Source organism: Acidobacteriota bacterium, assembly GCA_030697165.1.
In the GTDB taxonomy this organism is placed as follows: Bacteria; Acidobacteriota; Vicinamibacteria; order Vicinamibacterales; family UBA2999; genus 12-FULL-67-14b.
Window position 1 is genome coordinate 237832 of the sequence record JAUYQQ010000015.1, and the last position, 23383, is coordinate 261214.

At 66.4% G+C, this 23383-nt stretch carries 19 protein-coding genes; 11 read left to right on the forward strand and 8 right to left on the reverse strand.

Features of this window, described 5'->3' with window-relative positions:
- Positions 1-37: 37 nt before the first annotated feature.
- On the forward strand, positions 38-829 hold the full coding sequence (locus tag Q8T13_14725) for a carboxypeptidase regulatory-like domain-containing protein (GenBank protein MDP3719014.1): 792 nt from the start codon (positions 38-40) through the stop codon (positions 827-829).
- Positions 830-1013: 184 nt separating this feature from the next.
- Entirely contained in the window at positions 1014-2720 is a 1707-nt protein-coding gene (locus tag Q8T13_14730; protein ID MDP3719015.1) for a glutamine--tRNA ligase/YqeY domain fusion protein, read from the forward strand.
- Here Q8T13_14730 and Q8T13_14735 read toward each other — a convergent pair.
- The 4 genes from Q8T13_14735 to Q8T13_14750 form a co-directional block, all read right to left on the reverse strand.
- Entirely contained in the window at positions 2717-3049 is a 333-nt protein-coding gene (locus Q8T13_14735) for a hypothetical protein (protein ID MDP3719016.1), read from the reverse strand. The genes Q8T13_14730 and Q8T13_14735 overlap by 4 nt on opposite strands.
- Positions 3050-3460: 411 nt before the next feature.
- Positions 3461-3937, reverse strand: a complete 477-nt coding sequence (gene ybaK / locus Q8T13_14740) for a Cys-tRNA(Pro) deacylase (protein ID MDP3719017.1) — start codon at positions 3935-3937, stop codon at positions 3461-3463.
- Entirely contained in the window at positions 3934-6375 is a 2442-nt protein-coding gene (locus Q8T13_14745) for an ABC transporter permease (GenBank protein MDP3719018.1), read from the reverse strand. Before Q8T13_14745 ends, ybaK begins: the two co-directional genes overlap by 4 nt.
- Positions 6376-6571: 196 nt before the next feature.
- Positions 6572-7186: a hypothetical protein gene (locus tag Q8T13_14750; protein ID MDP3719019.1), complete on the reverse strand. Its 615-nt coding sequence runs from the start codon at positions 7184-7186 to the stop codon at positions 6572-6574.
- A 279-nt stretch (positions 7187-7465) separates the two neighbouring features.
- On the opposite strand from Q8T13_14750, the gene Q8T13_14755 reads away from it, so the two are divergent.
- Positions 7466-8737, forward strand: coding sequence for a pyridoxal phosphate-dependent aminotransferase (locus tag Q8T13_14755; protein MDP3719020.1), 1272 nt, complete (start codon positions 7466-7468; stop codon positions 8735-8737).
- 13 nt (positions 8738-8750) lie between these two features.
- Here Q8T13_14755 and Q8T13_14760 read toward each other — a convergent pair whose 3' ends face one another.
- From Q8T13_14760 to Q8T13_14770, 3 genes are read right to left on the reverse strand one after another with little or no spacing between them, the layout of a single operon-like run.
- A complete protein-coding gene (locus Q8T13_14760) occupies positions 8751-9116 on the reverse strand; it encodes a 2Fe-2S iron-sulfur cluster-binding protein (protein MDP3719021.1) in 366 nt (121 codons plus the stop codon).
- A complete protein-coding gene (locus Q8T13_14765; protein MDP3719022.1) occupies positions 9116-10036 on the reverse strand; it encodes a PEP-CTERM sorting domain-containing protein in 921 nt (306 codons plus the stop codon). The genes Q8T13_14760 and Q8T13_14765 overlap by 1 nt, the downstream gene beginning before the upstream one ends.
- Positions 10037-10051: 15 nt before the next feature.
- The gene (locus Q8T13_14770; GenBank protein MDP3719023.1) at positions 10052-10486 is read right to left on the reverse strand and encodes a hypothetical protein; all 435 of its coding nucleotides are present in this window, start codon (positions 10484-10486) and stop codon (positions 10052-10054) included.
- 133 nt (positions 10487-10619) lie between these two features.
- Here Q8T13_14770 and Q8T13_14775 point away from each other — a divergent pair, with 133 nt between their 5' ends.
- Positions 10620-13187 (forward strand): M1 family aminopeptidase, encoded by a 2568-nt coding sequence (locus tag Q8T13_14775; GenBank protein ID MDP3719024.1) that lies wholly within the window; start codon positions 10620-10622, stop codon positions 13185-13187.
- A gap of 37 nt (positions 13188-13224) precedes the next feature.
- Here Q8T13_14775 and Q8T13_14780 read toward each other — a convergent pair whose 3' ends face one another.
- The gene (locus Q8T13_14780) at positions 13225-14751 is read right to left on the reverse strand and encodes an amidase (GenBank protein ID MDP3719025.1); all 1527 of its coding nucleotides are present in this window, start codon (positions 14749-14751) and stop codon (positions 13225-13227) included.
- 218 nt (positions 14752-14969) lie between these two features.
- Here Q8T13_14780 and Q8T13_14785 point away from each other — a divergent pair, with 218 nt between their 5' ends.
- The 7 genes from Q8T13_14785 to Q8T13_14815 all read left to right on the forward strand — a co-directional run bounded on the left by Q8T13_14785 (position 14970) and on the right by Q8T13_14815 (position 23374).
- Positions 14970-16385 carry an amidohydrolase family protein gene (locus Q8T13_14785; GenBank protein ID MDP3719026.1) on the forward strand — a complete coding sequence of 472 codons (1416 nt, stop codon included), beginning with the start codon at positions 14970-14972 and terminating at the stop codon, positions 16383-16385.
- Positions 16386-16463: 78 nt separating this feature from the next.
- Entirely contained in the window at positions 16464-17657 is a 1194-nt protein-coding gene (locus Q8T13_14790; GenBank protein MDP3719027.1) for an amidohydrolase family protein, read from the forward strand.
- Positions 17658-17684: 27 nt separating this feature from the next.
- Complete coding sequence (locus Q8T13_14795; GenBank protein ID MDP3719028.1) at positions 17685-18893, forward strand: amidohydrolase family protein; 1209 nt, start codon at positions 17685-17687, stop codon at positions 18891-18893.
- A gap of 127 nt (positions 18894-19020) precedes the next feature.
- Complete coding sequence (locus Q8T13_14800; protein ID MDP3719029.1) at positions 19021-19290, forward strand: hypothetical protein; 270 nt, start codon at positions 19021-19023, stop codon at positions 19288-19290.
- A gap of 272 nt (positions 19291-19562) precedes the next feature.
- Positions 19563-21734 (forward strand): catalase/peroxidase HPI, encoded by a 2172-nt coding sequence (katG, locus tag Q8T13_14805; GenBank protein ID MDP3719030.1) that lies wholly within the window; start codon positions 19563-19565, stop codon positions 21732-21734.
- A 45-nt stretch (positions 21735-21779) separates the two neighbouring features.
- Positions 21780-22961 (forward strand): FAD-binding oxidoreductase, encoded by a 1182-nt coding sequence (locus tag Q8T13_14810; protein MDP3719031.1) that lies wholly within the window; start codon positions 21780-21782, stop codon positions 22959-22961.
- A gap of 161 nt (positions 22962-23122) precedes the next feature.
- Complete coding sequence (locus Q8T13_14815) at positions 23123-23374, forward strand: hypothetical protein (protein ID MDP3719032.1); 252 nt, start codon at positions 23123-23125, stop codon at positions 23372-23374.
- Positions 23375-23383: the final 9 nt, after the last annotated feature.

The window sequence follows — 23383 nt, forward strand, 5'->3', positions numbered from 1 at the left end:
GCTTAGCCGGGGCTGGAGGCGTAGTACCATCGGTTATATGGTCGCCCTCCTGTTGTTGACCTTGCTCCAGGCGCCGTCGGCGCCCGCTCCAGCCACGCCGGCGCCGGCCACGCAAACCGCGAAGCCGAGACCGAGGCCCGCGGGCGGCGCAACCACCAACGCCTTGTTGTTCATCACCGATCCGGGCGGGACTTCGATCGAAGGGGTCACCGTCACGATCACCGGACCGGTCGACCGCGAGGCCAAGAGTCCAGGCGGCGGCTTCACGCGGGTGCAGGGCCTGCGCGCCGGCACCTATCGCGTGCGATTCACGCACGAGCGGTTCATCACGTTCGAGAAGGAGTTCAGCTGGCGCGCCGGCACTGCGACGCCGGAGTTGTCGATCACGCTGAACCCGGCTCCGCCGCTACCGGCACCACCACCGCCACCGACCACTGCCGCGGCGACGGCGCCGCCGCCATCGGCCGCGCCCAAGCTGCCGCCGCCCGGCGCGCCCAAGACGGTCTCGTTGCCGGAGTTCATCGAGAAGAATTTCATCAGCGCGCGCGAACCACAAAAGGAGAATTTGGTCGGCTGCAGCGGCGTCGGCCAGGCACTGCTCTGGCAGGTGCGCGATCCCTGGAACAGCCGGCAACACGAATCCGCCGATGGCATGTTGTATGTGGTGGGCGGCGAAGGCCGGTTGAAACTCGGCGACCGTGAGTTCACGGTTTCGGCCGGTGCGGTGGCGGTCGTGCCGAGGGGCACGACCTACAGCCTGTCACGCAGCGGCCGCAACCCCCTGGTGGTCCTGGCCATGCTGGCCGGCGCGCCCTGCGCCGTGGACTAAATGCAACGCACGTAAACGCGGAAACACAGAAACTCGGAATTCTCTCTTCTGGAAATTAACAAAGAGGAACAATTTCCGTGTTTCAGTGTTTCCGTGCTTCCGAGTACGGCATTTCTTCCGGATTGCAGCCTGCCCACCGTAGCTCTGAAGAGCAAAGGTGGGATAATCGGATCGTTTGAAAGCTATGCCAGATGTGAATACCGGTGCGCCCGCCGAGGTGCGCGCCGCCTCCGAATCCAGGGACTTCATCCGCGAGATTGTCGCCGCCGACGTGGCGGCCGGCAAGAACGGCGGCAAGGTGGTCACCCGCTTTCCGCCCGAACCGAACGGCTACCTGCACATTGGCCACGCCAAGGCGATCTGCCTGGACTTCGGTGTCGCCAGCGAGTTCAGCGGCCACTGCAACCTGCGCTTCGACGACACCAACCCCGTCAAGGAAGACGTCGAGTACGTGGACTCGATCAAGGACGATGTCGAGTGGCTGGGGTTTCATTGGCAGGGCCGCGAGTACTACGCGTCGGACTACTACGAGCAGTTGTACGGGTTTGCCGTGCTCCTCATCCAGAAGGGCTTGGCCTACGTCGACTCGCTTAGCGCCGACGAGATGCGCGAGTACCGCGGCACGCTGACCGCACCTGGCAAGGACTCGCCGCATCGCACCCGCAGCATCGACGAGAACCTCGATCTCTTCAGGCGGATGCGGGCGGCCGAGTTTCCCGATGGCGCGCACGTGTTGCGCGCAAAGATCGACATGCGCGCGCCCAACATCACCATGCGCGACCCGGTGCTGTATCGCATTCGGCATGCCGACCATCACCGCACCGGCCGCACGTGGTGCATCTACCCGATGTACGACTTCGCGCACCCGCTGTCGGACGCGCTCGAGGGCATCACCCACTCGTTCTGCACGCTCGAGTACGTCGATCACCGGCCGCTCTACGACTGGGTCATCGAGCATTGCGACACGCCGGCCACGCCGCGCCAGTACGAGTTCGCCCGCCTGAACCTGAACTACACGATCATGAGCAAGCGCAAGCTGCTGCAACTGGTCGAGCAGAAGCACGTCAGCGGCTGGGACGATCCGCGCATGCCGACCATTTCCGGCCTGCGCCGGCGCGGTTTCACTGCCGAAGCGATCCGCGATTTCTGCGCGCGTGTCGGCATCGCGAAGAAAGAGAACGTGATCGACGTCGGCCTGCTGGAACACTGCGTGCGCGAAGACCTGAACCGCCGTGCGCCCCGGGCGATGGCGGTGCTGCGCCCGCTCAAGCTGGTGCTGACCAACTACCCCGAGGGCCAGTCCGAAGAGCTGGACATGGTGAATCACCCCGACCGCGCCGAGGCCGGGACCAGGCGCGTCCCGTTCTCGCGCGAGATCTACATCGAGCGCGACGACTTCATGGAGGATCCGCCGAAGAAATACTTCCGGCTGGCACCCGGCCGCGAGGTGCGGCTGCGTAACGCCTACCTGGTGACGTGCACCCACGCGGTCAAGGACGCCACCGGCGCAATCGTGGAACTGCGCGGCACCTACGACCCGGCCACGCGCGGCGGGGACGCCCCCGACGGCCGCAAGGTGAAAGCCACCCTGCACTGGGTCGCCGCCTCACACGCGATCGATGCCGAAGTGCGGCTCTACGACCGGCTGTTCACGGCCGAGAATCCCGAAGACGCCGCCGAGAAGGCCAACGCCGAACTGACGACCGAGCTCAATCCGGCCTCGCTCGAAGTATTGAAGGGTTGCAAGGTCGAGCCCATGTTGGCCAGTCCCGCCGAGGGCGCCCGCTACCAGTTCGAGCGGCTCGGCTACTTCGCCACCGATCCCGACACTCGCGAGGGCGCGCCGGTGTTCAACCGCACGGTGTCGCTCAAGGACAGCTTCAGGCCCTAATCCTGCGACGCGCCGACGAAACGATCGTCTTCGTCGGCGAACAGCACGTTGAAGCTGGTCAGCGAACCGTAGCAGCCGGTGATGTACCCCTGGATCTTGACCTTCTGATCGTCAGGCAGGTCCGACGCGTTCACTTGCTGCTCGAGCGTCCGCAGGCGGTTGCGCAGCATCACCACCTTGTGGAAGAAAGAATCGATCGGCCAGCTCTTCTCCTGCACGCCAGGCTTCCCCGGCTTCAGCACCAGCTCACCGCCCCGCCACTTCTCGGCCGGCGTCACTGGCGTCAGGCCGGTTTCTTCGCGGATGATGCGGCGAATCAGCAGTTCCAAGTCTTGGGAGTCTGAGCTGTGTGTCATGGGAGGGGCGGTTCTGTCACGTTCGCTGACAAGGGGAAGGGGTGCGCTGGGGGTGCGGCTGGGGCTTGGGCCGGTCCGGACTAGGTGAGCTGGCGCGGCGGCGCCCATCCGGGGGCCACCTCGGTAATTGTGCTCACTGCGACAGAAATCACACGCCACGCGCAATGGCTGCGCGTTTTCGTCAACCACCACTACCGTGTGGGTGCGGTCCTCATGGCACGACCGGCAGTGGTCTTCCACCGACTGGCCAGCGCGATATTGACGGGCGAAGGTCATGAGTACGCAGTGTACCGGGGCCTGGCACGGTTACACACGAAAACGATTCAGTATGTGCCACATGCGCAAAAACTGCACCAGAATGGCGCGTAACCGTGCCAGGCCCCGTTACAACGCCGCGTCGATGAGTGTCGGCGACAGCACGCGGACGAGGTCGGCGGGCGCGAGCGCGATCAGGAAGCCGCGGCGGCCACCGTTGATGTAGATGCGTTCCAGGTCGGCAATCGTCCGTTCCATGACGACCGGCATGGCCTTGCGCGTCCCGAAGGGTGATGTCCCGCCCACCAGGTAGCCCGAATGCTTCTGCGCGACATCGGGCGCGCACGGCGTCACTGTCTTCTTGCCAATCTGCCGCGCCAGGTTCCTGGTCGAGACGTCGCGGTCGCCATGCATCAGCACGATCAACGGCTGCTTGCTCTCGTCTTCCATCACCAACGTCTTGATCACGCGGTGCTCGTCGACGCCCAGCTCGCGCGAGGAAACGGCGGTGCCGCCACGCTCCTCGTAGCGGTACGGATGTTCCGTGAACGAGACCTGGTTGGCTCGCAGGAAGCGAATGGCAGGGGTCGCGGACACGACTCCTATTCTGTTCTGAGCAGTGACACCGGGTCGAGCCGCCTGACTCGCAATGCCGGCAGCACGCTCGCGGCCAGCGCCACAATCAGCAGTGTGATGACGACGGCGGCAAAGGTGAGCGGGTCGTTAGCCTGCACTCCCCACAGCAAGCTGCGCAGGAGGCCCGACACACCCAGCGCCACGCCGCATCCGACCACCAGGCCGGCTACGGCCATCAGCACGCCCGGCAAGGCGGCGTCGCGGACGGTCTGGCCGACGGTGGCGCCAAGCGCCATGCGGATGCCCAATTCGCGCGTGCGTTCCGCCACTCCGCTGGCAATCAGCCCGTGAATGCCAATGGCGGCCAGGAACAGCGCGGCAGCTCCAAGCAGGCCCACCAGCGTTCCCAGCAGCCGTTGCCGCGCCAGCGCTGCCCTGCGCACCTCGTCCACTGCGCGCACCGCCGCGAACGGCAGTTGCGGATCGACTTCCGCCATGACCCGGCGAACCGCCTGTTCGGTCACGGCGCCAGGCGACGAGGCCCGGATGATCCACGCCGGCATGAACCAGCCGTGAAAGGTCCTCAGGCTGCTCACCTGAAACTGGGAGAACGGGACGTACAGGCTCGGCAGGACATCAATCGGCGCGAAGTCCCCAAAGCCGCCCCGTTGCTGCACGTTGGCCGCGACACCCACGACTTCACGCACGACGTTGGCCACCAGCACGCGCTCGCCAATAGGGTTGCGGTTGTCGAAGTGGCGCTGCGCAAAGGCTTCGTTGATCACGATGGCCGGCACCGATGTGGCGGTGTCTCGATCCGAGAAGGACCGTCCTGCGCGCAGCGGCAACTTCAGCGTCTCGAAGTACCCGGGCGTCACATACGTCAGGGAAGCGCCCCGGAACGCCCCGGGGCCATCGGCACCAACGATCTGCGCGCTCATGTTCAGAATGCGCTCGTACGGCAGGCCGAGGGACACCGCCGCGGATTCCACGCCGGGGACCGCGCGCAAGCGCGCCAGGCTGTCGTCGAACAACCGCTGAACTCTCTCGTGCTGCTCGTAGCGGGCATCTTCGAGCGACGCCGAAGCGGCCATGACGTTCCGGGAGTCGAACCCGGGCTGAAGCGTTTGCAAGTGGATGAAGGTTCGAATCAGCAAGCCTGCGCCGACGAGCAGTACGACGCCCAGCGCGACCTCGGCCATCACCAGCAGACGGCGGGGCCACCCGCGCGCGCCGCCCGCGACCGATCGCGTCCCGCCCTCGGCGAGCGCCGCTTGCACGTCGACGCGCGTGGCATGCATCGCTGGAACCAGCCCGAAGACGATCGTGGTCAGCAGCGTCAGCGCCATCGTCACGAACAGCACGCGGCCATCCAGGCCGACGTCGCCCCACGGGGTGAGCAGCAGGTCACTGGCCGAGGCTTTCAACGCCGCTATCGCGGCGGCGCCGAGCGCCAAGCCCACAACGCCCCCGCACACTGCGAGTACCAGGCTTTCGATCAGCAATTGACGGACCACCGTGCGTCGATCGCCGCCCACCGCCAGCCGCGTGGCAATTTCCCGCGTCCGTCGGCCGGCGCGGGCCAGCAGCAGGCCCGCCAGGTTGACGCAGGCCACGAGCAGCACCAGGCCGACAGCGGCGCCGAGTAACAACAGTGGCGTCCGCACGTCGGCCGTCAGGCTCTCTTGCAGGGACCGCAGACTATGCGACGCCGTCACACCGTCCGACGAGGTTCGGCTTTGCAGCGCAGGATCGGCGACGGCAGCGACCTCTCCAGCCGCCTGCGTCCAGCTCACGCCGTCGCGCACTCTCGCGATAATGCCGTAGTTCTGGCCGCTGCCTTCGCCCGAACGCGACGGGCGGATCGGCGTCCAGAGATCGGCTTCGGAATTGGTCCGGAACGAGGGCGGCATGACCCCGACCACGGTGTGCGGCTCGCCCTTCAGCAACACCGTTTGGCCGACAATGCCGGCGTCGCCGCGAAAGGCGGAACGCCACAGCCGGTCGCTCAATATCGTGACCGCCGGTCCGCCGGCGCGGTCCTCATCGAGGGAGAACTCGCGGCCAATCAATGGCGGCACACCGAGTACGCCAAAATACCCGGCGCTCACGCGTTGCGGAAACACCGGCAGGGCCTGATTGGCAGCCACCAGGTTGATGCGGGCGGAGAGCCCAGAAAACACTGCGGCGTCAATGCTCTTCGCCTGATCGCGCACCGCCTCCCACACCGCGCCAGTGTGCGACGAGTTCTCACCCAGCCGCGCGCCATTGCGATGGATGACGAGTGTCAGCTCGGCGAGCCGGTCCGGCTGCGGATACGGCAGCGGCCGCAGCATTACTGCATCCACCAGAGAGAACACCGCGGTGTTGGCGCCAATCGCCAGGCCCAGCGTCAGAATGGCCGTGAGCGAGAACCCGGGCGACTTGATCAGTTGCCGCCACCCGAACTTCCAATCGTCAATCAGCATGGGTGAGCCTTCTCCGTCCCTACATCCCGAGTTCTCCCGTCGCTTGGACGGAGCCGCGGGCTGAAGGGTTGGCGGTAGGAAACTACGTGCCTGACAGGTTCTTCGCGGTCAGGAAACCACTGTGTCCGCAAGCGATTTCGAACTGAACGTCTACTTAGTCTTCCGCACGTTCCCGGAAGTGCCCTCACGAATGATCCTATTGGCCGGGAACGCGCCGGGGCGCTGCGGAGGCTGGACGGGCGGTTTGGGCGGCGCCTGCGGCTTTGTTGAGCTGTTCGACATGTTGTGCCCTCACTTGGTCTAGCGCGTAAGGAATCGCCGCGAGTGCCGTTGCTACGAATGCCCTGATGAGCGATTGCCTGGCTTTATGGAGCCATCCGGACCGCTCATCATTCTTCTGAGTGTTCGCGTCCGCGGCATCAATCATACCCGTCCGAAGCCGGGTGGCGAAGTCGGGCTCGTGGGCCACATCTGCTCCGTTGTCCTCGGCATATCTTCGCCAGTCGTGATCTTCCTCCGCCCACCTGTCCAGGTCTTTCAAGAGCGGAAGGTAAGCGTAGTCCTGCCGGTGATACGTCCAGAAGAGCAATCCGACGCAGTACACGAGCGCCCATCCAGCGGCGATAATCAGCAGGAAGAAGACGGTGGTGATCGGGTCTTCCTGAAAAGTGAAGGACCGGATCATTGCGAGACACGCGCCGCCGATTGCGGTGAGCAATGCCACGGGCAGAGTGAGGGAGCCGTTCAAGTGCTCCTTCCGCTGCAACTCGTAGTTGTAGCGGTCGAGGACGAACTTGTCGTCCATTCTCATGATGCGGTCGCGATTGTATGCTCGCGGTGAGTCGTGATCGCCATGCTCGATCGACAGCAGGATCTGTGCCGCTGCAGCCCAGAGGGACGACGGCCACCGAAGCGATCAGATCGGACAACCCCGGTTGTCGTTTCGCAAAACGCCGTCAGCAACCGCAGTTCCGCTGACGCAACGGCAGTTGCCGTCGCACCGGCACCGGCCCCGACAAGGAGTGCCCTCCCGACCAGTGGTTCCCTTCCGACAAGCAGTGCCCTCCCGTCAGGTTATGATCGGGCGACCATGAACACTGCTACCGGCCCCGGTCTCTCGAGTCTCGTCAGGGAGCAACTCGCAACACCCTCCCCCATCCGCCAAATCATGAAGATGGCCGAGCGGCAGAACATCCTCGCCATGGGCCTGGATCCCGCCAATGTCATCTCGTTCGGCGGAGGATGGGTCAATCACGAGGCGCCGGAGGAGTTCCGCCAGGCGTACCAGGCGGTCGTCTCGGATACGGATCTGTTTCACAAGAGTGGCGGCTACACGGCCACGCTCGGCGACCTGGAGTGCCGCGAGCAGATTGCGCGCTTCGAGGAGCACGTCTTCGGCGTGCCGCGCCTCGCCGCCCAGCACATCGCCATCGGCATGGGCAGCACGCAGCTCACGCACGACCTGTTCCGCACGCTGCTCGATCCGGGCGACACGGTGATGCTGCTCGACCCAACCTACGCCAACTACGAGGGCCAGCTGGCCTTCGCCGCCACCGGCATCAAGATCGTGCGGTTGCGCGTGCTCGATCCCGAGACGTGGTCGTACCTGCCCGAGACCGATCCCGCCGGCGTCGCACGCGAGTTCACCCGGCTCTTCGATCACCATCGTCCCAAACTGGTGCTGTTTGGAGCGCCCGACAACCCGACCAGCCAGGTCGTGCCGCAGGCGCTGGCCGACGTGATGCTGGCGAAAACGGCTGAAGCCGGTTCGTGGCTGGCCATCGACTTCGCCTACAAGTGCCAGTACTTCCAGGCGCCACCGGCGTACTACGCGTGGTCACCGGCCGACCATCCCAACGTGATCGGCATTCACTCCAACTCGAAGTGGGCACGCGGCCTCGGGCGGCGGCTTGGCTGGATCGAGGCGCAGTCGGCGGTGGTCGAGGCCATTGAACGGGTGCAGCAGTGCAGCATCCTGTGCCCCGACACCCTCGCGCAGATGGCCATGGCGCGGTATCTCAAGCAGGCGATTCCGGATGGATCGCTGCGCAAGTACATCGACCACGCCAACGTCATGTACAAGCATGCCGCCGACGTCACGCTCAAGGCGATTGACGCGCACCTGCAGCGACCGCGGCTTACGCCGTTTGGCGGCCTTTACACCTGCGTGGACATCGGCACCAATGCGGAAGCCTTTGTGCCCAAGGCGCTGCAGGCGACGGGCGTCCTGGTGGTTCCAGGCGGCGGGTTTGGCGCGTCGCTGACCAACGGCGTGCGGATCTCGTTTGGCCCGCTGGTGCGAGACACGGCGACGATCGAAGCGGGCCTGGAACGGCTCGGCCGCTGGATGCGTGCCCAATAGGCACGCGGCGTGCCTAGACGATCGGTCCCTCGATCCACTGCGCGGGTGGCGTGATCTCAGCCATTGGCGCACCACCGGGGTCGGCCCGCCCTGATCCCTCCAACCGGCTGATCGCGCGCACCGTCATGTCGTGATCGCACAGGATCTGGCACGACAACCGGACGCCGCTCAACCCTTTCGCGGTCAGCTTCTCCTGCTCGGCAACGGTGTGCCTGGCCGGCTCTCCCTCGATAAATTCGATTCTGCAGGTGGTGCACCGGGCGTTGCCGCCGCAGGCGTGCAGGATGTCTACCTTGGCATCCTGTTCGATCGCGAGGACCAGGCGCTTGCCGGCCGCCACGTCAACCGTTCCATATCCTTCTACCGTCAGCTTGGGCATCAGGAGATTGTACAGCGCTCCGCGGGCGCCGGCTTGGCCGTTACGAGCGGCGCGGCCGTGACCGCGCTACCCAGCTGATCAAATGCGACTTGCTGCAGGGCGCGCACTTCGGCGCGCGACATCCCCAACTCGAATCCTGAACACTCGGCGTCGCCGAGCGAGCGCGGATCTTTTCCGGTCAACGTGCCGAAAATCACGAGCGCCTCGAGGTAATAGCCGTGGGTGCTGGCGTGATACGCATCGTAGGTCCACAGGTTGAGCTTGCCGGCGTCGATGCCGTCGTAGGGATTCGGATCGGCGACGCCCGTCTGCATGGCGCGATTCCAGGCCTCGCCCACCGGGATCACCGCCTTGACGCCGGCGGGCCTGGCCGCCTGGTCGTACGCGGCGCGAATGTCCCGCGCCATCGCTTCAATGGATTGCCCGGTCCAGGCGCCCTTCGCCGGGTACACGTGATCGGCGCGCGCCCAGGTCGCCATGGTGTAAATGGCCACCTTGGGATTCTTGCCGCGCAGAAACTCGGCCATCGCCTTCGTCGTGGCAATCAGCTTGGCGGGATCGCGATGCTTCTCGCGATCAAGCAGGCTGAAACCGTGCATGACGACGGTGTCCCAGGCGCGCGAGCCGATTACGGAGAGCTTGTTCGCCAGATGGAAGTCGAGCCCGCTGCCGCCGCGGGTTTCGAGCGAGACGTCGTAGTCGAGCCCCGCCTGCTGCGTGAACGACTTGAACAGCGCCGGCACGCCGCCAATGCCTTCGTGGTTCAGGTCCGTCACTGTGTCGGCGCGATAGAAGCGCACCGGCGAGCCCGCGCCAAACAGGAAACTGTTGCCGATGAAGAGCACGCTGATGCTGGCCGCGGCGCCGGTGCTGCCGAAGGCGATGATCAGGCCGGCGATCAGGGTGACGATCGACTTCATGGCGCCTATTCTGCCCTATCTATCAAACGGCATGCCGATGTAGTTGCTGTCATTCTCCCACCGCAAAATCAGCTGCGTGAACATGAACTGGATCATCAGCCGCTGATCCGCCATCCGGGTGACATTGATCTGCTGCTGGTGTTTCACATGCCACTCGTAGACGTCATAAAACACCGAGGTGCCGATGTCGCAGAACTCGGGGAACTTACCGCTCGACTTCAGGAAGGTCTCAAGGCGGCCCTTCACCTGGCCAACCCGGCCGTGGTCGAGCGAGCTACCAAGCAGGCCACGCTGCACATGGCCGCTCAGCTCCTCGATCTCCCGCCTGATCTCCGTCAACCCGGCCCGAATGACCGGGCCATCCTGCACGGCTTCCGCCGGCGACGGGGCGGCTCCAGTGGCCAAAGTTCCCAATACCCCGGCAGTAACGACTTCTCGACGGCTGATCATGCTGCCTCCTCAGACTGGGCGCACTGAAGTGCGCCCCTACGAGTCCACCAGACTGGGCACGCTAAGGTGCGCCCCTACGACTGTCAGTCAGACGCGCGGCAAACGGCTCCGGCCGCCATAGAATAACGGCGTCATGCGATTTTTCGGGTGCCTTGCACTGATCCTGTCCTTCCCGCTCCTGGCCGCTGCGCAAACCGCCAGCCCGGGGTCCGGCGTACCTCTCGAAATCGCCACCGCGCGCGCAGCGAACATCAGCGACCTGCGCTATGAGCTGGTGCTGTCCATCCCCGAGGACCTTGCGGCGCCGCTGACCGGCACCAACACCCTCCGCTTCTCCCTGAAAGACGCCTCGACACCGCTGGTCATCGACTTCGAGACCAGCCGGGAGCACCTGAAGGCCGTCGAGGCCAACGGCCGGCCGTCGCCCTTCGCCTACGTCAACGGCCACCTGATCGTACCCGCGGCCTCGCTGGTCGCCGGCGCCAACACGGTGCGCGTCACCTTCAACGCCGGCGACGCCTCGCTCAATCGCAGCAAGGATTTCCTCTACACCCTGTTCGTGCCGGCCCGCGCGCGGCTGGCGCTCCCGGTCTTCGACCAACCCGACCTCAAGGGCAGGTGGACGATGACGCTGGAGCATCCGGCGGCGTGGCAGTCGGCAGCCAACGGCGCGGAGCTGACGCGCACGGTCAACGGCACGCGCGCAACCGCCACGTTCGCCGAGACGCAGCCACTGTCCACCTACCTGGTGGCCTTCATCGCCGGCGACTTCAAGATCGAAACCGCCGAGCGCAACGGCCGCACGTTCCGGATGTTCCACCGAGAGACCGACGCCGGCAAGGTCGCGCGCAACCGCGAGGCCATCTTCGACCTGCACGCGCGGGCCCTGGCGTTTCTCGAGGACTACACCGCGATCCCCTACGCGTTCGGCAAGTTCGACTTCGTGGCGATCCCCGCGTTCCAGTTCGGCGGCATGGAGCACGCCGGCAAGATCCTCTACAACGCCTCGGGCCTGATGCTCGACGAGTCGGCGACGCAGAACCAGTTGCTGGGACGCGCGTCGGTAATCGCCCACGAAACAGCGCACATGTGGTTCGGGGATCTGGTGACCATGCGCTGGTTCAACGACGTCTGGATGAAGGAAGTGTTCGCCAACTTCATGGCGGCAAAGATCGTGAACCCGTCGTTCCCGACAGTGAATCACGACCTGCGCTTCCTGCTGTCGCACTACCCGGCCGCCTACGAGGTGGATCGCACGCCGGGCGCCAATCCCATTCGCCAGGTGCTCGACAACCTGAACGAGGCCGGCAGCATGTACGGCGCAATCATCTACCAGAAGGCGCCGGTGGTGATGCGGCACCTCGAGACGCTGCTCGGCGCCGACAACTTCCGGGATGGGCTGCGCGACTACCTGAAGCGCCACGCCTTCGCCAACGCGACGTGGTCGGACTTGATCACGGTGCTCGACGCGCGCACCCCGGTGAACCTGCAGCAGTGGAGTCGTGCCTGGGTGGACCAGCCAGGCCGGCCGGCCATCCAGACCGAGCTGCAGCTCAAGGACGGCAAGATCGCGCGCCTGGCGTTCCGCCAGCGCGATCCACGCAACCGGAACTTGATCTGGCCGCAGCAACTACGGGTGGCCCTTGGCCTGCCTTCGGGGCGCGAGATGATGATCGTGGACCTGAACGGCGCCAGCGTGGACGTGCCCCAGGCGGTCGGCCAGCCGGCGCCGGCGTACGTGCTGCCGAGCGCCGCCGGCTGGGCCTACGGCTCGTTCGTGCTCGACCGCACCACGCTCGACTACCTGGCCTCGTCTTTGCCGGAGATCGACGATCCGCTGACGCGCGGCAGCGCCTGGGTCACGCTGTGGGACGCGCTGCTCGACGGCCAGGTCCGGCCGGCGGCGTTCGTCGATCTGGCGATGCAGTCGCTGCCACGTGAAACCGACGAGCAGATGACGTCCCGGATCCTGGGCTACACCGCAGCGGCGTGGTGGCGGTTCCTGAAGCCCGCTGAACTGGCGGCCCGCGCGACGCGGCTTGAATCGCTGCTGCGCGAAGGACTGGCACAGGCGCAGACACCCAGCCAGAAGGCATCATGGTTCGGCACGTTGCGTAATGTCGCGCAGACGCCCGGTACCGTCGAGTGGCTGCGCAAGGTGTGGGCGAAGGAAGAAGCGGTCACCGGATTGCCGCTCGCCGAGGCCGACTTCACGACGCTGGCGCTCGAGCTCGCGGTGCGGCAGGTGCCGGACTGGCAGCAAATCCTCCAGACCCAGCTCACGCGGATTGAGAACCCGGATCGCAAGGGCCGCTTCGCGTTCGTGATGCCCGCGCTTTCTGCCGATCCCGCTGTCCGCGAGAAGTGGTTCGTGTCGCTCAAGGACGTGGCGAACCGGCGCCGCGAGCCGTGGGTGCTCGAGGGATTGGGCTACCTGCACCACCCGCTGCGCGCCGCCAGTTCCGAGAAGTACGTGCGGCCGAGCCTCGACCTGCTGTGGGACATCCAGAAGACCGGCGACATTTTCTTCCCCAAGCGCTGGCTCGACGCCACGCTCGGCGGGCACCAGTCACCGGCGGTCGCCAACACGGTGCGCGACTTCCTGAAGAACCTGCCGGCGCACTATCCCGAGCGCCTGCGCAACATCACGTTGCAGTCGGCGGACGAATTGTATCGGGCGGCGGAGATCACGAGGCGCTAGGCCACAGATTCGCGCCGGTTTACTCAGAGCGGCCGGCCTACAGACCCAGCACCGCCGGCTGGCGCCGGCGATGGTTCGTGGCGCCCTCGAACGCGTGGGCCAGCTGCAGCACGCTCCAATCGTCGCGGTGACGGCCCACAATCTGAATACCGACCGGCAGGCCGCCGGTCGTGAAGCCGGCCGGGACCGAAATGGCCGGGTTCGCCATGAACGTCACGTACCAGCAGGAGCGCATCCAGTCGAGATACGTGGCCATCGTCGTGCCCGCCACCTGCGTGGGATACGGCGTGGTGACGTCAAACGGCGCGACCTGGGTGACGGGCAGCACGAAGTAGTCGTAGCGTTCAAAGAACTGCCGGCTCTGGTCAAACATCAGCGAGTGCCTGGCCATGGCACGCCCCAGGTCGGCGCCGGTCATGCGTTCGGCCTGGGCAGCCTCGTACTTGATCGTGTCTTTCACCCACTCCGGCCGTTCGCGGAGCAACTGCGAGTTCCGCGGATGGTTGGCGGCATAGCGCAGCGTCGGGAATGCCTGGTCCACGCCGGTGAAGTCGGGTTCGGCATCTTCGATCTGGCAGCCCAGGTCGGCAAACACGCGGCGGTTGGCGTCCACGACCGTGCGGATCTCCGGTTCGAACGGAATGCCCCCCAGCCCCTGCCACCAGGCGATGCGAACCCCCTTGAAGCTGCGGTCCAGCGGCCGCCTGAAGGTTGCCGGATCGTCCGACAGCGAGAGCGGGCTGCGCCCATCGGCGATCGCGATCGCGCTGAGGAACAGCGCCACGTCGGCGACCGATCGTGCGATCGGCCCCGACACCGAGAGCGGACTCCACGACGTGCTGTCAGTGGGGACGCGGCCCGGCGACGGCCGCAGCCCGACGACATTGCAGAACGCCGCGGGGTTGCGGAGCGAGCCGCCGGTGTCGCTGCCGTCGGCAATCGGCACCATCCCGCACGCCAGCGCCACCGCGGCGCCGCCGCTGCTTCCGCCACAGGTCTTGGTCACATCAAACGGATTGCGCGTGGCACCAAATACCTGGTTGAACGTCTGTGAGCCTGCGCCGAGCTCGGGAGTGTTGGTCTTGCCGCAGGTGATGGCGCCAGCGGCCTTGATGCGGGTCACGATCAGCGCGTCGCGCGTCGGGACATTATCCTTGTAGAACAGCGACCCGCGGGTGGTGCGAATGCCGGCGGTGTCGACCAGGTCCTTGTGCGCCACCGGTAATCCATGCAGCACGCCGAGCGGTCCGCCCCGGGCGGCCAACTCGTCGGCCTTGGCCGCTTCGGCCATGGCGCGGTCGGCGACCAGCGTCACGATGGCGTTGACCTTCGGGTTGACGCGCTCGATGCGCGCCAAGTGTGCGGCCATCACGTCCCGTGCCGACACGTCCTTGCGCCGGAGCCGCGTCGCCAGGTCCACGGCGCTCAGGTCGCACAACTCGTCTGGTTTCGAGACCCCGGGCCGGGCCTGCCTGCGCTCGCCCGACGAGAGCGCGTGCAACGGTCCGCCCACGGCGGCCGCCCCAAGAGCCAAGCCAAAGGTGCGACGGCTAATCTGATCCATGAGTCCCTCCCTCGTGCTCGCTACTGTGCGCCGCCAACTCGGCGACCTTTCGCATGTGGCCGGTCGCCGGATCGAGGGCCCGATCGCCCACGCCAATGCCGCCGGCCCCCCAGTGGCTCGCGAATCTCGAACCGGCCGATGCGAGTGGGGATCGCCAATCGGCCAGATTCTACCCGATGCCTCGCTCACGCCCGGACCAATTGGCGGATAATCCCGCCATGCGTACAGCCCTGACTTTCGTCATCCTCCTCGCCGGCGTCGTGACGGTGCCGTTCGAAGCCGCCCAGGATTTCGACCTCGTGATCGTCAATGGCCGGGTCATGGACCCCGCATCGGGCCTGGACGGGGTGCGCAGCGTCAGCGTGCGCGGCGGTTCGATCGCGGCCATTGAGGTGGGACCGCTGCGCGGCAGGACCGTGATCGATGCCGGCGGCCACGTGGTGGCGCCGGGGTTCGTCGATCTCCACCGCCACGGCCAGAACGACGAGAACTACCGCTACGCCGCGATGGACGGCGTGACCAGCGTCTTCGAGCTCGAGGTCGGCACCGCCGATGTCGATGCGTGGTATCGCGAGCGCGAGCCGGGCCGGCTGGTCAACTACGGTGTGGCCATCGGCCACATCGGTGTGCGCATGGCCGTGATGGGCGACGCCGGCGACTTTCTGCCGAGTGGTCCGGGCGCCAGCGCCGTGGCCACCGAGGCGCACGTGGCGGAGATGGCGCGGCGCATCGACGACGGGCTGCGTCGCGGCGCCGTCGGGGTTGGCTTCGGCACCGCCTACACACCGGCGGCGTCGCCGTGGGAGGTGCTCGAGATGTTCCGCGTCGCCGGCCGTCACCGCGCGCCGGCCTACATCCACGTGCGGCGCGGCGTGGAAGGCGTGCAGGAGGCGCTGGCCAACGCGGTGGCGACCGGCACTCCCCTGCACATCGTGCACGTCAACAGCACCGCCGGCAACGACGTGGGCCGCATGCTGGCGCTCATCGGCGACGCGCAGTCGCGCGGGATCGACATCACGACCGAGGCCTACCCCTACAATCGCGGCTCCACGCGCATCGAATCCGCGCTCTACGACAACTGGGAGCGCATGAGCGATGCCGAGATCGCGGAGATTACCTGGGTCAATACGGGCGAGCAGCTCACGCGCGAGACGTTCGCACGTTACCGCCAGCAGGGCGGGTCGGTGATTCAGCGACCGGGCCGGATGGAAAACGTGCAGATCGCGATCACCAGCCCGTTGACGATGATTGCCAGTGACGGCAGCCAGTTGCGCGAAGGTCGCGGGCACCCGCGGGCCACCGGCACCTTCTCGCAGGTGCTGGGCCGCTACGTGCGCGACGCGAAGACGCTGTCGTTGATGGACGCCCTGCGCAAGATGACGATCGCGCCGGCCCGCCGGCTGGAAGCGCGCGTCCCGGCGATGCGCAACAAGGGCCGCCTCACGGTTGGCGCCGACGCCGACATCGTCGTGTTCGACCCCGCGCGGGTGATCGATCGCTCCACCTATCAGCGGCCTTCGCTGGCGCCGGACGGCATCGGCTGGGTCCTGGTCGCCGGCACACCGGTGGTCTCGAACGGGCGTCTGGCCAACGTCGCGCCGCCGGGGCGTGCCATTCGCGCGGCCATCAACTGAAACGCCTGGCCGGGACCCGGGCGGCCACCCGGGTCCGCCCTCAACCCCGCGCGGACAAACTGGCACATAATCGGCGGCATGCGAACCATCATCGCTGTCATTTTGGTCGCCGCCGGCGTCTCGGTGGTCGCGCAGCAGGGGCAGGAGATCACCTTGCGGGCGCGGACGGTCATCGACGGCAAAGGGCAGACTCTCCGCAACACCGTCGTCACCGTGCGCGACGGCAAGATCGTTCGCGTCGGCAGCGCGGCCGGGCCGGTGACGCACGACCTGGGCACGCTGACGCTGATGCCCGGCTTCATCGACACGCACGTCCACATCGGCTGGCACTTTGACGCCAAGGGCCGGTACCACAGCGGGCCCGAGCCGCCGGCGCAAGCCGCGCTCTACGGCGCCGAGAACGCGTTTGTCACCCTGATGGCCGGCTTCACGACCGTCCAGAGTGTCGGCTCGCTGTCGGATAGGCCGGTGCGCGATGCGATCGCCCGCGGCGTCCTGCCGGGGCCGCGCATCCTGTCGTCGCTCGGCCAGGTCTCGAATCCCAAGATGACACCGGACGACATCCGCGCCGACATCAGGAAGAAGAAGGCCGACGGCGCCGACCTGATCAAGATCTTCGCATCCGCCAGCATCCGCGACGGCGGGGTGGCCACGCTGTCGCAGGAGCAGCTGGACGCCGCCTGCGGCGAAGCGCGGGCGCAGGGCCTGCGCAGCATGGTGCATGCGCACAGCCCGGAATCGATGATGCGCGCGGCCAAGGCGCGCTGCTCGGTGGTCGAGCACGGCGGCCTGGCGAGCGCGGAGGCCTTACGGGCGCTGGCCGATGCCGGCGTCTACTTCGACCCCAACATCGGCCTGGTGACCCAGAACTATCTCGAGAACAAGTCCCGCTTTCTCGGCGTGGGCAACTACACCGAGGAAGGGTTTGCCGCCATGGCCAAGGCGCTCGAGTCGAAGGACGCGATGTTCAGCGCGGCGCTCAAGACCCCGGGATTGAAGATGGTGATGGGCACCGATGCGGTGGCCGGCGCCCACGGCCAGAACGCGCGCGAGGCCATCGAGCGGGTGAAGTCGGGCCAGCGGGCCATGGCAACGGTGATCAGCATGACCTCGCTCGCGGCCGAGTCGATGGGCCTCGAGGGCATTACCGGCTCGGTCACCACCGGACTGGCCGCCGACCTCGTCGCCGTCGATGGTGACCCACTGACTGATATCACCGCCCTGCAGCGCGTGCGCTTCGTCATGAAAGACGGAAAGATCTACAAGAAGTAGTCGGGAGTCGGGAGTCGGGAGTCGAATATGAAGCACACAATCATGGCGGCGGTCATCGCGGCTACCGCCGTCACCCTCTCGCTGGCGCAGGCGCCGGCTGTCACCGTCTTCGAGGACGCGCGCGTGATTGTTGGCGATGGCCGGACCATCGACCACGCCACCTTCGTGGTGCAGGGCGATCGCCTGACGCAGGTCGGCGCCGCAGCCACCGTCACGGCACCAGCCGGCGCCACGCGCGTCAGCCTCGCCGGCAAGACGGTGATGCCGGCCATTGTCGATACGCATGTCCACACCAGCACGACCGCGCCGGAACTGGTGACCGATCTGCAGCAGCGGGCGCGGTTTGGCGTGGGCGCGGCGCTCAGCATGGGCCTTGATGGCACCGACGCGCCGTTCGCGCAGCGCGCGCAGGCCACGCCGGGACTGGCCCGCCTGTTCCTCGCCGGCCGCGGCATTACCGCACCCGAGAAGGGGCGTTCCGAGGTGCCCTACTGGATCACGACCGAGGCCGAGGCCCGCAAGGCCGTGCAGGAGCAGGCCGCGAAGCAGGTCGACCTGATCAAGATCTGGGTGGACGATCGCGACGGCAAGTTCCCGAAGCTGACGCCGGCCCTGTACGGGGCGGTGATCGACGAGGCGCACAAGCACCAACTGCGGGTGGCGGCGCACATCTTCTCGCTCGAGGATGCCAAGGGCCTGCTGCGGGCCGGGGTCGACGCGTTTGCGCACGGCATTCGCGATCGCGACATCGATGACGAAACGGTCGCGCTGTTCAAGGCGCGGCCGAATGTCGTGCTGATCCCCAACCTGCCGGATCGCGGCGTCGCGGTCGATTACAGCTGGCTGCGCGGCCGCATTCCGGACGGGCAGCTCCAGAAGATCCAGGGCGCCTCGACCGATCGGCCGCAGGCCCAGCAGTCGTTCGCCATCCAGGCCCGCAACCTGGCGAAGCTGTCGGCCGCGGGCGTGACCATCGCGCTCGGCACCGACGGCAATACGCCGTGGGCGCCGCACGTCGAGATGGCCGACATGGTGGCGTCGGGCATGACGCCGTCACAGGTAATTGTCGCGGCCACCAGGAACGGCGCGGCGTTCGTCCGGCTGGCGAACACCGGTATTATCACCGCCGGCGCCAGCGCCGACTTCATCGTCCTCGACGCCGACCCCCTGGTTGACATCACCCATACCCGAAAGATCTCGGCGGTCTACCTCCGCGGCGGCCTGGTGGCGCACTAGCGGGGATTTCCCCACGATCACGGGGTTTTCGACGAGCGCCCGGCAACAAATGCCTCGAATCACGGTGAGTTTCTGAGCCGCCCGTCTGGTGCGCCTCTTGCAGCTCGGTGCACGAGAGGAGTCGCCCATGAGTTGCACCAAGCATTTCTTGAACTTGGAGTGGGAACACCATCAATGGCGTCCGCGCGTCGTTGACGCCGAGATTCTGGCAGCCGAGGAAGCCGACATGTGGGGCAAGCCGGTATTCCGCGATTACATCCGCTGCGACAAGCAGGAAGTCTGCACCGGGTGCGGAGCGGTCCGCCACGAGAAGAGTTGCGTCTGCGAGCCTGAAAAGGCCGATCGGTGCAACGCCTATCTGGCGTGGCGTGCCGAGCAGGGCCCTGCGGCCCAGTAGCAGCCTGGCCGGCACCTGCCACCTTTGCGAACCACGAAGGGCCACTTCGGCGACGGTGGCCCCAACCCGTTACCCTTGTGCCGGGCCAGCGGCCAGCGGCCCGCGGCCGGCCCCCGGCCCGTTCCCCCATTCGTACTGATTGCCATAGTCCAAGGTTATAACTCTGAGACACACGATGTCTTAGACACGCATGAGCGTCACCATCTAAAATTCAAGGTGGTGCGGGATATTCCCGCTGTCACAGAGCGTCCGACCCAGAGGTAGAGAGATACATGTCAACCGAATCGAAATGCCCGATCAACCACGCCGGCGGCGGCAGCAGGTCGAACCGCGATTGGTGGCCCAACCAGTTGAACCTGAAGGTGTTGCACCAGCAGTCGCCCCTGTCGGACCCGATGGGCGAAGGCTTCAACTACGCCGAGGAATTCAAGAGTCTCGACCTGGCGGCCGTGAAGAAGGACCTGCTCGCGGTGATGACCAACTCGCAGAGCTGGTGGCCGGCCGACTTCGGCCATTACGGTCCGTTGTTCATTCGCATGGCCTGGCACAGCGCCGGCACCTATCGCATCGGCGATGGCCGCGGCGGCGCCGGCGCCGGCCAGCAGCGGTTCGCGCCGCTCAACAGCTGGCCCGACAACGTCAACCTCGACAAGGCGCGCCGGCTGATCTGGCCGATCAAGCAGAAGTACGGCCGCAAGCTCTCCTGGGCCGACCTGATGATCCTGACCGGCAACGTCGCCCTCGAGTCGATGGGCTTCAAGACGTTCGGCTTCGCCGGAGGGCGCGCCGATGTGTGGGAACCCGAAGAGGACATCTACTGGGGCCCCGAGGGCAAGTGGCTGGCGGACGAACGCTACAGCGGCGACCGTGACCTGTCCAATCCGCTGGCGGCCGTGCAGATGGGCCTGATCTACGTGAATCCGGAAGGCCCCAACGGCAATCCTGATCCGCTCGCCGCCGCCCGGGACATCCGCGAGACCTTCGCGCGCATGGCGATGAACGACGAAGAGACCGTGGCGCTGATTGCCGGCGGCCACACTTTCGGCAAGACCCATGGCGCCGGCGATGCCAAGCACGTCGGCCCCGAGCCTGAAGCCGCCGCGATCGAGGAACAGGGCTTTGGCTGGACGAGCAGCTTCGGCACCGGCAAAGGCGGCGACACCATCAGCAGCGGCCTCGAAGTCACCTGGACCAACACGCCGACCAAGTGGGGCAACAACTTCTTCGAGACCCTGTTCGGCTTCGAATGGGAGCTGACGAAGAGCCCCGCCGGCGCGCACCAGTGGATCGCCAAGAACGGTGCCGGCGCAGGTACCGTTCCCGATGCCCACGATCCGGCCAAGCGGCACGCGCCGACCATGCTGACCACGGACCTGTCGCTCCGCGTCGATCCGGCCTACGAGAAGATCTCGCGGCGCTTCCTCGCGAATCCGGATCAGTTCGCCGACGCGTTTGCGCGCGCCTGGTTCAAGCTGACACACCGCGACATGGGCCCCCGCGCCCGCTATCTCGGACCGGAAGTCCCGGCCGAGGAACTGATCTGGCAGGACCCGGTCCCCGCGGTCGATCACAAGCTGATCGATGCGAAGGACATTGCCGACCTCAAGAGCAAGATCCTCGGGTCGGGCCTGGCCGTGTCCCAGCTGGTGGCGACCGCGTGGGCATCGGCATCCACCTTCCGCGTCGGCGACAAGCGCGGCGGGGCCAACGGCGCCCGCATTCGCCTGGCGCCGCAGAAAGACTGGGCGGTCAACCAGCCGGCCCAACTCGCGAAGGTGCTCAGCACCCTCGAGGGCATCCAGCAGGCGTTTAACGCGTCGGCCGGCGGCGGCAAGAAGGTGTCACTCGCCGACCTGATCGTCCTGGGCGGCTGCGCCGCGATCGAACAGGCCGCCAAGAAGGGCGGGCAGGACGTGGCGGTGCCGTTCGCGCCGGGCCGCACCGACGCGTCGCAGGCGCAGACTGACGTGGAGTCGTTCAAGCCCCTCGAGCCCATCGCTGATGGCTTCCGCAACTACTTCGGCGGGACATCACGGCTGACCGCGGAAGAGATGCTGGTGGACCGGGCGCAGCGCCTGACGTTGACCGCGCCCGAGATGACGGTGCTCGTCGGCGGCCTGCGCGTGCTCGGCGCCAACGAGGGCCAGTCGGCGCACGGCGTCTTCACCAAGCGGCCCGAAACGCTGACGAACGACTTCTTCGTCAACCTGCTCGACATGGGCACGGAGTGGAAGGCCGCGTCGGACGTGTTCGAAGGCCGCGATCGCGCGACCGGTTCGGTCAAGTGGACCGGCACGCGCGTCGATCTCATCTTCGGTTCCCACGCACAGCTCCGGGCACTGGCCGAGGTGTATGGCAGCGCGGACGCGCAGGAGAAGTTCGTCCGCGAGTTCGTGGCGGCCTGGAACAAGGTGATGAACCTCGATCGTTTCGATCTCGCGTAACAACTAGCTGCCGTGAGGGCGGTCTGATAGATTCAGATCGCCCTCATGAAACACACGGCAGACGCAGTCATCGTCGGTGGCGGGTGCATGGGCGCCAGCGTCGCCTGGCACCTCGCCCAACAGGGCATGACCGACGTCGTCCTGGTCGAGCGCGAGGCGCAACTCGCCGCCGGATCCACCGGCAAGAACGCCGGCGGCGTTCGCCACCAGTTCTCCCATCCGGCCAACATCGACCTGTCGATCGAGTCGATTGCAATGATGGCGCGATTCGAAGAGGTGGTTGGTACGCCGATCGATTTCCACCAGGACGGCTATCTCTTCCTGCTGTCGAAGGCCGCGCACGTGGCCACCTTCCTCAAGAACATCCAGCTGCAGAAGTCGCGCGGGGTTGACGTCCAGTGGCTCTCCCCTTCAGAGGCGCAGGCGCTGGCGCCCGGGCTCGACGTGACCGGCGTGAAGGGCGCCACGTTCTGCGCGGCCGATGGCGTGGCCGACCCCAACGGCGTCACCGTGGGCTTTGCCAGGGGCGCACAGGCCAGGGGCGTGGAGATTGTCCGCGACACCGAGGTCACCGGGATTCGCCTCGACCAGAATCGGGTCGCCGAGGTGCAAACCTCGCGCGGCCAGATCGCCACGCCGCTGGTCGTGAACGCGGCCGGTCCGTGGGCCAAGTCGATTGGCCGCATGTGCGGCGTCGACGTCCCCGTCGAGCCTGAACGCCGCCACATCTTCATCGCCTCGCCCCCCGCCGGCGGCTCGTGGGACGATGCCGGGAACGCGGGCCGGGTGCCAAAGAACAAGCTGCTCGTGATCGACTTCGACAGCACCTTCTATTTCCACCGCGAAGGCGGCGGGCTGCTGTTCGGCATGGGCGATCCGGACGAGCAACCCGGGTTCGACATCACCGTGCGCTGGGACTTCCTGCCCAAAGTGATCGAGGTGGCTATGCAGCGGCTGCCGGCGCTGGCCGACGCCGCCGTGTCACACGCCTGGGCCGGGCTGTACGAGATGACGCCCGACCACAATCCGATCATCGGGCCATCGAGCGACGTCGAAGGCTTCTACACCATCGCCGGCTTCAGCGGCCACGGCTTCCAGCACGCGCCAGCGGCCGGCCGCATTTTGGCCGACCTGATGACCGGCCGGGATCCCCAGTTCGATCTCTCGCCCTTCACGCTCGATCGCTTCAGCCGGCGCCTCGCCGCCGGAGAGGCCAACGTCGTCTAACGCGCTGCCAGATTGCAAAATCTGCGATCTGTTAAATCTGGTCACGTTCGTGGCTTCCTGCTTGACCACACCCTGTCGACGATGAGACCGTCGTCGGTGCGGTCAGAGAATTTGGATGGGAGATCATGAATGCGAGGCGCCACAGCGCGGCGGTGGTCGATATGAGCAGCAATGATAGCGACGTCGTCGTCATCGTCACGGAGCGGTTCGAGCGACGGCTCGCCGAAGAGAACGGGAAGCTCCGGGTTGAGATGGCCACCGAGTTCGGCAAGGTTCGGGCCGAAATGGCCACCGGGTTTGGCTCGCTCCGCGCCGAGATGAGCGACCGGAACGCTGAACTGCTCAAGTGGGGCCTGGTGTTCGGCGTTACGCAGACAGCCGCCATCGCGGGTGTCGTTGCACTGCTGCGCTAGCGGGCGGAC